4 protein-coding genes and 1 CRISPR repeat array are annotated in these 11983 nt (G+C 26.1%); all 4 genes read right to left on the reverse strand.

Features of this window, described 5'->3' with window-relative positions:
• Positions 1-183 precede the first annotated feature (183 nt).
• Positions 184-8181: a CRISPR direct-repeat array (repeat unit 31 nt; unit sequence ATTTACATTCCAGTATGGTTAGATTAGAAAT).
• Between the two features lie 100 nt (positions 8182-8281).
• Genes cas2 through cas3 form a run of 4 tightly spaced genes read right to left on the reverse strand, consistent with a single transcriptional unit; the run spans position 8282 to position 11957 of the window.
• Positions 8282-8566 (reverse strand): CRISPR-associated endonuclease Cas2, encoded by a 285-nt coding sequence (cas2, locus tag KQ44_RS12030; RefSeq protein ID WP_096737612.1) that lies wholly within the window; start codon positions 8564-8566, stop codon positions 8282-8284.
• Positions 8567-8572: 6 nt separating this feature from the next.
• A complete protein-coding gene (cas1b, locus tag KQ44_RS12035) occupies positions 8573-9565 on the reverse strand; it encodes a type I-B CRISPR-associated endonuclease Cas1b (RefSeq protein ID WP_096737613.1) in 993 nt (330 codons plus the stop codon).
• A 27-nt stretch (positions 9566-9592) separates the two neighbouring features.
• Positions 9593-10099, reverse strand: a complete 507-nt coding sequence (locus tag KQ44_RS12040) for a CRISPR-associated protein Cas4 (protein WP_240516631.1) — start codon at positions 10097-10099, stop codon at positions 9593-9595.
• Between the two features lie 4 nt (positions 10100-10103).
• Positions 10104-11957, reverse strand: a complete 1854-nt coding sequence (gene cas3, locus KQ44_RS12045) for a CRISPR-associated helicase Cas3' (protein WP_240516632.1) — start codon at positions 11955-11957, stop codon at positions 10104-10106.
• Between the last annotated feature and the right edge of the window lie 26 nt (positions 11958-11983).

An 11983-nucleotide genomic window follows, 5' to 3' on the forward strand; every position in this document is an offset into this window, starting at 1 on the left:
CATTTCTATACCATAAATTATAATTACGGCTGTATTATAATATATTTGTTTTATTATGTCAATATAAAAAATTAATGTGATTTTTAAGAGCAGTATATATTATGTATTTATTAATTATAAATATTATATTATGTTTATAATAGTAACTATATCATATTTTTTTAGTTCTTCTTGTAATTTTAAATTTACATTCCAGTATGGTTAGATTAGAAATGAAGTCAGCAGGACATGTCGTTTGTAATGTATTAACATTTACATTCCAGTATGGTTAGATTAGAAATTGCTAAAAGTAAAAATGTAAAACATATACATTGTCTATTTACATTCCAGTATGGTTAGATTAGAAATAAGAATAAATATTTTTAGTAAAAATAAGTTGTATGCATTTACATTCCAGTATGGTTAGATTAGAAATCTTATCCATCCGTATGCTTGTCTCTTGAAGTCAGCATTTACATTCCAGTATGGTTAGATTAGAAATGTATTTAAAGCGAAAATACCAAGGATATATATAGACATTTACATTCCAGTATGGTTAGATTAGAAATTCAAATTGCCCGCCCTCGTTCCCCCTTGTCAAACGAATTTACATTCCAGTATGGTTAGATTAGAAATTTATGAGAGAAGATTATAACGACGTGTTTGGACTAAATTTACATTCCAGTATGGTTAGATTAGAAATGGAGCATATATGATGAGTGTATATAACGTTATGAAGATTTACATTCCAGTATGGTTAGATTAGAAATAAATATCCTTGGATAAATGAAGCAGGCCAAAGAGCAATTTACATTCCAGTATGGTTAGATTAGAAATATTTAATTTGAGTTTTCTAATAATATCAATTAACAAAATTTACATTCCAGTATGGTTAGATTAGAAATCAATTTAAGGAGTATAGAATGAATATATTATATATATTTACATTCCAGTATGGTTAGATTAGAAATAAGCCGAAAAAGAGGTCGCTAATATCAATAAAAAAATATTTACATTCCAGTATGGTTAGATTAGAAATCAAAATCAAATTGTAGAAAAATCTTTTAATACACAATATTTACATTCCAGTATGGTTAGATTAGAAATTATAGTACATACATGATTAATCAAGTATTAGAAGCAAATTTACATTCCAGTATGGTTAGATTAGAAATTTTTGATCCTGCTGTTCTATTCCCTACATTTACAGATTTACATTCCAGTATGGTTAGATTAGAAATTTTCAAACTCAAAGTCATCAGTCGGCTGTGTTGCTAAATTTACATTCCAGTATGGTTAGATTAGAAATTAGTCAAATAGACTTTTATAAAAAGAACTTTACCAAATTTACATTCCAGTATGGTTAGATTAGAAATGAGGAATACTCGTTAAAAACTCGACATTAAGAACAATATTTACATTCCAGTATGGTTAGATTAGAAATGAGGAATACTCGTTAAAAACTCGACATTAAGAACAATATTTACATTCCAGTATGGTTAGATTAGAAATAGATAAACGCGTACGACAAGCGTAACAACGACCGCAATTTACATTCCAGTATGGTTAGATTAGAAATAACGAGAAGCACCTTTTCGTCTCGTTTCTTTAGGTATATTTACATTCCAGTATGGTTAGATTAGAAATAGATTTAAAAAAAGACACTGTATATCAAACAATAACATTTACATTCCAGTATGGTTAGATTAGAAATTCTTATATATATAAAAAAATAAAGGGGTTATACTTAATTTACATTCCAGTATGGTTAGATTAGAAATTATGTTGAGAGATTGTTGAGCAGAAGAAATGCTAGTATTTACATTCCAGTATGGTTAGATTAGAAATTCGTTTAAATAATTATTTGAAGGATTAAAAATATGGATTTACATTCCAGTATGGTTAGATTAGAAATGGACTTGTAAAGACTTAAAATGTTTAAATAAATTATATTTACATTCCAGTATGGTTAGATTAGAAATTGACAATATATTTATTTGATTTATAATAAGATTAAGATTTACATTCCAGTATGGTTAGATTAGAAATAAACTTTTTTGCTAAAAAACCGTTACTGTAATAACAATTTACATTCCAGTATGGTTAGATTAGAAATGTGATAAAAAAAATAGATGATAAAGCTGTACTAAAATTTACATTCCAGTATGGTTAGATTAGAAATGAACTGAAAGAAATTATACAAGTTTAATTGAAGTATATTTACATTCCAGTATGGTTAGATTAGAAATCAGTGTCAATCGCCGATATTAAAATCAAGTTAACATATTTACATTCCAGTATGGTTAGATTAGAAATACAACTACATACTTTACATCTAATTTTATAATCTTCATTTACATTCCAGTATGGTTAGATTAGAAATCAGGCAAAAAGGAACTAGTCCTAGTATACCTATTCAATTTACATTCCAGTATGGTTAGATTAGAAATTATCTGAAATAGTTCAGATCGTTGCCACAGCTCTTGTATTTACATTCCAGTATGGTTAGATTAGAAATTTTTTATATGGACTACAGCCCTGATATAAAAAAATTATTTACATTCCAGTATGGTTAGATTAGAAATTATGATAGCAAAGGATATAATATTTATAAAGAATTAATTTACATTCCAGTATGGTTAGATTAGAAATAATAAACTTTTCCCAATCTTTCCATAAAAGACGACTATTTACATTCCAGTATGGTTAGATTAGAAATTGCGTCCTCTTCCTCTTGTGAGCACACCTGGGTTGAATTTACATTCCAGTATGGTTAGATTAGAAATCAGTTGCAGGAATTGCAGCTGGGTTTATTGCAATAGCATTTACATTCCAGTATGGTTAGATTAGAAATATATATAGATGATGTTATAAATGAGGAGGAATAAAATTTACATTCCAGTATGGTTAGATTAGAAATCTGGATAAAAGACAATAAAATAGTCTCTCTTAAAAAATTTACATTCCAGTATGGTTAGATTAGAAATGCATATAAAATTGAAGTCCCAAAACTTATATTACAATTTACATTCCAGTATGGTTAGATTAGAAATTCGCGAGCGACCTTTTCGTGTTATGTCTCAAGGTCTATTTACATTCCAGTATGGTTAGATTAGAAATAAAACTGGAAATAGAAGCTAAAAAGTCAATGAATATATTTACATTCCAGTATGGTTAGATTAGAAATATACAATAGATAGCATACTTTTATCATATGATAGCAAATTTACATTCCAGTATGGTTAGATTAGAAATAATAATAGACTTTAATAATTTTTCTAATTCCTGATGATTTACATTCCAGTATGGTTAGATTAGAAATTCACATTTAGCTTGTTTGATACCTTGTACACCTTCATTTACATTCCAGTATGGTTAGATTAGAAATTATAAAGCATATAACGGCGGTTGTAAATTATTACTATTTACATTCCAGTATGGTTAGATTAGAAATTTTTATTATTTTTTTTGTCATGCTATATCCCCTAAAATTTACATTCCAGTATGGTTAGATTAGAAATCGTTGTAGATAAAATAATAAGCACGTCTTAAAAAATATTTACATTCCAGTATGGTTAGATTAGAAATTCAAATTGCCCGCCCTCTTTTTCTCTTGTCATACGAATTTACATTCCAGTATGGTTAGATTAGAAATAGGTTAGCAATGATAACTAGTACATATAATAAAAACGATTTACATTCCAGTATGGTTAGATTAGAAATCTAAAGCACTACGTCCTATGCCTTTAATAAGCGAGCCATTTACATTCCAGTATGGTTAGATTAGAAATATGACTGTCAATGTTATCTTAGTTTATTAATACAGTATTTACATTCCAGTATGGTTAGATTAGAAATTAATGAAATATCAGAAAGCGATGAGTATTATTACAGATTTACATTCCAGTATGGTTAGATTAGAAATAACCTCATCATCAGCATTTTCAGTTTTAGCAATATAATTTACATTCCAGTATGGTTAGATTAGAAATTTTGTAAGGCTTGCCACCTGTTTTAACTCTAGGAAAATTTACATTCCAGTATGGTTAGATTAGAAATAAAAGACTAAAAAGATTAAAGTCTTTATGTAAGAACATTTACATTCCAGTATGGTTAGATTAGAAATATGGAATTAGCTTGTAATCATGATTATGATACTAATTTACATTCCAGTATGGTTAGATTAGAAATATTTTAACGAGCTTATAACTAGATTAAATAATAATAATTTACATTCCAGTATGGTTAGATTAGAAATAAGATATGATAGATTATTTAATAAAAAATATAAAGATTTACATTCCAGTATGGTTAGATTAGAAATGCATTATGCACCACCACCTAAATCACTTTCACTAGCATTTACATTCCAGTATGGTTAGATTAGAAATAGATACTGAAGACAGTTCTAATCTATTATCATATTTATTTACATTCCAGTATGGTTAGATTAGAAATCTTTTATAAGTACCGAACGAACGCCCTACTAAAATATTTACATTCCAGTATGGTTAGATTAGAAATGCTTCTAATACTTGATTAATCATGTATGTACTATAAATTTACATTCCAGTATGGTTAGATTAGAAATTACGTCGTTATAATCTTCTCTCATAAATTGATACATATTTACATTCCAGTATGGTTAGATTAGAAATATTTTACGAGTGGTTTTACTTCAAGACAAAAAGGTAATTTACATTCCAGTATGGTTAGATTAGAAATTTAACAACCATTCTTTAGGTACTACACTATTATAAGTATTTACATTCCAGTATGGTTAGATTAGAAATATAAAATCAATAATGGTAATATATATCTAATAGATGCATTTACATTCCAGTATGGTTAGATTAGAAATTAAATTAATTCTCTATCAAATTGTCTATCTAGTTTAATTTACATTCCAGTATGGTTAGATTAGAAATTCAATAAGCATTGCTAAATATTTATCTGTTATAGTTATTTACATTCCAGTATGGTTAGATTAGAAATCCTTTAGACTTATATATTGTACTCAATACACCGTCATTTACATTCCAGTATGGTTAGATTAGAAATTAATAATATAGTTGAAATATATTTAATACAAAATCTATTTACATTCCAGTATGGTTAGATTAGAAATAAATAAATCAGCAAGGAAAAATAATAATGATTTTAGATTTACATTCCAGTATGGTTAGATTAGAAATTGTAAAGAAAATATGTATATACTAGATTGTTTTTGATTTACATTCCAGTATGGTTAGATTAGAAATTAAGTAATCAGTATAAGCATTCATTAATTTTTGTAAATTTACATTCCAGTATGGTTAGATTAGAAATTACATCTTGTATTTTGTTAAAGGTATATAATGTAAAATTTACATTCCAGTATGGTTAGATTAGAAATCTTCATTAAAACAAAAAGTATAATGAGTATCATCATCATTTACATTCCAGTATGGTTAGATTAGAAATACACAATCATTATTAAAGTTAGCACCAGCCATTAAATTTACATTCCAGTATGGTTAGATTAGAAATTAAGAATAAATATTTTTAGTAAAAATAAGTTGTATGCATTTACATTCCAGTATGGTTAGATTAGAAATTGATGCATTTGCATTGTAAGATTTTCTAACATCTCAATTTACATTCCAGTATGGTTAGATTAGAAATGGGAGTGTAAAAAATGATTAATAACATATGTATAACATTTACATTCCAGTATGGTTAGATTAGAAATATAAATATATTAAATGAAGTGTACGGTGTCGGTCTTATTTACATTCCAGTATGGTTAGATTAGAAATTGATATTTCATTATCTTTAAAAATATTTTTTGAAATATTTACATTCCAGTATGGTTAGATTAGAAATTGCTAAAAGCAAAAATGTAAAACATATACATTGTTTATTTACATTCCAGTATGGTTAGATTAGAAATAGAGGTAATTTATGACTGAAAAATATTTGAAAAAATTATTTACATTCCAGTATGGTTAGATTAGAAATTGTCTATAGAGAATGTAAAATCTATACACGATATAAATTTACATTCCAGTATGGTTAGATTAGAAATAAGATTTCATAAAGATGTTGTATTATGATGACTTAAATTTACATTCCAGTATGGTTAGATTAGAAATAATCGCTAATAAATCATCATCTGCAATTTTAGCAGTATTTACATTCCAGTATGGTTAGATTAGAAATTATTATAAAAGATATAAATATTGAAATTAGTACAGCATTTACATTCCAGTATGGTTAGATTAGAAATTATTATAAAAGATATAAATATTGAAATTAGTACAGCATTTACATTCCAGTATGGTTAGATTAGAAATAACTATTACATTAAAATATTTAAGTGAATTAGAACTATTTACATTCCAGTATGGTTAGATTAGAAATTAAAATCAGAAGTTCTTTTATAACTATAAACTATAGTATTTACATTCCAGTATGGTTAGATTAGAAATTCAGCCTCACAACTCTGCATCTTTTTCATTACGTAAATTTACATTCCAGTATGGTTAGATTAGAAATCGCTAGAGTAGATATAAATATATTAAATGAAGTGTAATTTACATTCCAGTATGGTTAGATTAGAAATATATCAATAATACTACGTTGACTATTTTGCAGTACATTTACATTCCAGTATGGTTAGATTAGAAATGTTATTAAAAAATAAAAAGAATGTGCCTGCTATTTTATTTACATTCCAGTATGGTTAGATTAGAAATTAAACCAACTCTTAAACCCACCTCATCAATAAATGCATTTACATTCCAGTATGGTTAGATTAGAAATGCGGTGAATTAAGACAAAACAGATATAAAGATAAAAATTTACATTCCAGTATGGTTAGATTAGAAATATTTTCTGATGCATTCAAGCGAGCTTGTTTTAATTTATTTACATTCCAGTATGGTTAGATTAGAAATTTGCTGTATTAAGTTGCTTAATCGTTGTCGCATTATATTTACATTCCAGTATGGTTAGATTAGAAATAAAGTTTTATAAAATATATTTAACTTTATAATATAAATTTACATTCCAGTATGGTTAGATTAGAAATCTACATTTATACGTATCTTTTCAAACAATTCTATGTTATTTACATTCCAGTATGGTTAGATTAGAAATTTGTCAATAGTAAATATAAAAAAATGAGCTAGTGATATTTACATTCCAGTATGGTTAGATTAGAAATTAATTGAATGTCTTGTAAGTCTTTGACCATTATTTCATTTACATTCCAGTATGGTTAGATTAGAAATAGATAATATAAATACTTGGTCTAATTGTATGTTAAAATTTACATTCCAGTATGGTTAGATTAGAAATTTAGAACTCGGTTGTTTTATAGCTAGCTTATGGAATATTTACATTCCAGTATGGTTAGATTAGAAATTAGTAAATGGAATGCTGTCGGTCAATCTGCTAATGCATTTACATTCCAGTATGGTTAGATTAGAAATATAGTGAAGTAAAACAAGTTGATACATTTGTAAAGCAATTTACATTCCAGTATGGTTAGATTAGAAATGTGTCAATCGCCGATATTAAAATCAAGTCAAAATATATTTACATTCCAGTATGGTTAGATTAGAAATATCGATAGACTGGTCATTATCAGATTGAGCCCAAACATTTACATTCCAGTATGGTTAGATTAGAAATCTACATTAAATGATTTATTAATAGCTAGTCAAGATAATTTACATTCCAGTATGGTTAGATTAGAAATGTATTTGTGTATAGCAAACATAAAAGCGATATGTCAGATTTACATTCCAGTATGGTTAGATTAGAAATGACCGCCCATAGCAAACCTTTCACCGCTACTACTTATTTACATTCCAGTATGGTTAGATTAGAAATTTATTACAACACTTACTAGAGAATTTGTTTTTCAAAATTTACATTCCAGTATGGTTAGATTAGAAATCCTCCAAAAATACCAATAGCAGAATACAGTAACGATATTTACATTCCAGTATGGTTAGATTAGAAATTAATGATTGTGTTACAAATCGTAACTTGTTAGAGTTATTTACATTCCAGTATGGTTAGATTAGAAATATACGCTTGCCTTTTGAAATCTGCCGGACTTGTAGTATTTACATTCCAGTATGGTTAGATTAGAAATCCGTATATCCAAAACTATTTTTCTAATTTACATATTTAATTTGCTTAAATGCACAAATACATAATGAAAAAACAGTTAATAAATATATTTTTATCAAAAATCTTCTGTCGATTAAGTAGAATTTTATAATAATTATGCTTCGACAATAGATATATTCTATATAAAATTAGATGTTTTGTCAATGCCTTCTTCTACCAAAAACTCTTTATCAAGCCATTTTTCATTACGACTTTTAAAAACTATACAAGAATCTTTTTCTTTTCTTAAAATGTCAAAGAGCTTATTTTTTAATTCCAAATACTGCACTTTTGAGAGCTCCCCCTCAAAGACAGATTTTTGTATATGATTAAGATATGCCTTGCAAGTCTTAAAAACTGTTCTTGCAACTCTAGCACCATCTTCGTCATCTGTTTGTATATCATAAACTAATATTAAATACATTGTTTCTTACCACCATATTACAAAAGGTTTATATTCTTTTTCATTAAGCAAATGTTTAGAGATTTTATAAAGTTCTAATCTAATCAAATGCTTATATGATACATCTCTTTTCAAACTTCTATGATTAACAGTAGCGGTAAGTCTTTTTTCGAATTCTTCCATTATTGTTTTTAATGCTTTATCTTTTAGTCTTAAAAAATTACTGTCTCTATCAAAATCATTTTCGCTTATCATCTTTTTATTTAATAATGAAAATATAAGTCTGTCAACTATTAGAGGCTTAAAAATTTCTGCTGTATCAAGTGATAATGAAAATCTTTTTACAGAAGGCTCATGCAAATAACTTATAGTAGGATTTAATTGTGTTTTATAAATCTCAGATAACACCTTTGTATAGAGTACAGAGTTCAAAAAACTTATAAGTGAGTTTATCATATTATCTGGAGGACGTTTTACTCTTTTTTCAAAATCTATTTCTTGATTAATAATTTTTTTCCAAGAGCTGTAATAAACTTTATGAATATTGCCTTCTATTCCCATTATCTCATTAATATTATAATACAAATCTATACTTGATTTTAATTTTTCTATACTTTCAATTTCTTCTTTCAAATCACGTCCTCTATTGTCATAATATTTTAAATTTCTTAATATATTATCAGAAGCTCCATAAACAAATTTTTTAGCAAGCAATACCCTCTTATCATAATCACTGTAATGCATAACCTGATGAACAAGTAAATCTCCAGAAACTAATTTTTCTCTAGGATAAAAACTTCCAGCATAAAACTCATAATAATTAAAAAAATGCACACATATACCAATCTGTGATAAAAAATTAAGCAGTTTAGTATTTATTGTAACCTCAGAAAAAATATATATATCATAAATTATCTGTATGGGCAAATCTCTTTTCTCTCCGTTTGATTTGATAAACTGAAGCGTATTATCTTTTCTTTTAAGCTCCCCGCTTGAAAATAAATAATAAGATTTACTCATAAAAATAACTCCATTAATTTATATTTTTTATATATAACAAAACTCATAATAAGCACATTGGTTGCAAACACTTTTATTTATAATCTCTGGTATATTTTCTCCTTTGATAATTTTATTTATAGTATCAAGTCTTTCTAAAATTTTTTCATCATCTCCTTCTTCAAGGATTACTTCTTCTTTGTATCTTTTTGACGGTATATTTAATTCTCCTTTTATATCATCAAATCCGTACTGCTTTAATATAAATAAATAATATTTTATTTGATTAATAGCCATTTGTTTTTCTTTGTCTGATTTTTTTATTTCATGCACTACATTATTTTTTAAAAAGTCTATATTAACTTTATTATCTATCATAAAATTATGTTTTTGATTAGCATAAGTATTCTCATCAATAAACTTTCCAATCTTCACAAGCTCACTTTCTCCCTCAAAAGATAAATTATGATATGAAAGCCAAACCTTTCTCATACATAAAAAACTATATGAATAAATTGTACCTGTTACATAATTTATATTTTCTCTCATCATCATAAAACTAATCCATAAGAATAGAATTATCTTTTTTATCAAGAAGTCCTAATTCTTTATTATATTCCAATTCTACAATAAATATTCTATTCGTTTTATTCCTATTTAAATTTATTTCAATACCACAATAATTTTTTATCTTTTTATAAGTTTTTATAGGTACTGTAAAGCCAAGAAGTTCATTTTTTTTCTTTAATAGTTTTTCATACATCTCTTTACTAAGTTTATCCATATTAAGTAATTTTGTATATTCATCTATAATATTATTTTCCTCATTTATCAAATCATTATAAATACTTGACGGCATAACAGTAACATTATCTATTTTTCTAAAAAGCCTCTCACAATCACCTTTATCTATAGATGCGGGGGGAAGATCTTTTATTTGTTTCAAAGTATTTTTTATTTGTTTGAGATAATTACTATTTTTTAATATTTCTTCATCATAAACTTTATTAATAAAGTCTTGTTTATCTTCTTCTGTCAATATTTTATTATCATAGCTTTTTATATAATCAACAGAGCGATTATATATTTCTTTATCATATACACTGCCGTATCCATCTCTAGTATCATAAATAAATATATTAGGCACATTGTTATTATATACTCTATCTCTATAAACTCTACCCATTCTTTGAAGCATACTGTCGGCTGAAGACATATCAGTATGAAGCTCATCAAAATCTATATCGAGACTTGCCTCTACTATTTGAGTTGATATCCATATACCGAAAGTTTCTTCTCTTTTGCTGTTATCATTTGGGGAAAAGTTTTTTATATCATCTTCTTTTTTCTTTCTATCTTTCATTAGAAATCTTGAATGAAGAAGATTAATATTTTTGATATTATACTCTTTTAAAATATTATAAACTTCCTGTGAATGTTTTACTGTATTGCATATTACAAGCACTTTTTTATTTTCAGCACTTTTTATTATATTATCATAATTAAAAACATCTTCATCAATGAATTTTATAAAATGTCTTTTTATACTCTCCCCATTTTTATCTTTTTTTATAAATGCTTTACTCGGCATTTCAAAATTAATATTATTTTCTTCCATCAGTTTTTTTACTATAGGAGGAAAAGTAGCAGTCATTATACAAAACTTACCGCCTATATCATTTATCACTTTAAGACCGTAAATTATAAAAGCTATTATTTCTGGAGTGTATGATTGTATTTCATCAATAATTAATTTGCTGTATTTCAAAGTAGCAGGGAAAATTTCTGTACCTAAAGATTTGAATACAAAATAAAAAAGCTGGTCAATAGTACAAACGCTAAAAGGAAATGATAATTTTTTACTTTTATTATATTTATCAAGCACATCATCAATAGACAAATCATTATCAAGCATATCATTAATACTATCAGAATGTAAGAAAGTTACTTTTTCTTTATCATAATAATTATTTTTTATTCTTTCATAAATAGCATTAATAGAAACTTTAAGAGGAAGAGTATAAAAAGTTTTGGATTTACCAGCCCATAATAAAGCCCCTTCAGTTTTACCAATACCAGTAGAAGCAATAACTATAATATTTTTATCTTTATTTTTGAGCATATACTTTTGGCACTCATTAGGCTCAAATTTCGATAACACTTTTTTAGAAGCATCATCGCTTTCTATCTCTATATAATCATCATAAGCACTAGCCGCATAATCTATTTTGTTTAGCATTCCTTTTATAATAATATAATTTTTCCAAATATCATATGATGGATTATAATTTTCTTTTATAACATTCATAGACACGCCAAGATATTTGCATTTAAGTTTATCATCATAGTATTGTTTATAAAATGAAATATCTTTTTCAATTATTTTTTTTATATCAGATGCACTTATTTCCAAGCCATTATTATTTAAAGCCTTTCTTG

Source organism: Brachyspira sp. G79 (genome assembly GCF_002379365.1).
Taxonomy (GTDB): domain Bacteria; phylum Spirochaetota; class Brachyspiria; order Brachyspirales; family Brachyspiraceae; genus Brachyspira.

What these genes read in the sequence shown, in the direction of transcription:
- cas2 (WP_096737612.1), bottom strand. Translation starts at nt 8,566, where the DNA reads ATGTATTTAATATTAGTTTATGATATACAAACAGATGACGAAGATGGT.
- cas1b (WP_096737613.1), bottom strand. Translation starts at nt 9,565, where the DNA reads ATGAGTAAATCTTATTATTTATTTTCAAGCGGGGAGCTTAAAAGAAAA.
- KQ44_RS12040 (WP_240516631.1), bottom strand. Translation starts at nt 10,099, where the DNA reads ATGATGATGAGAGAAAATATAAATTATGTAACAGGTACAATTTATTCA.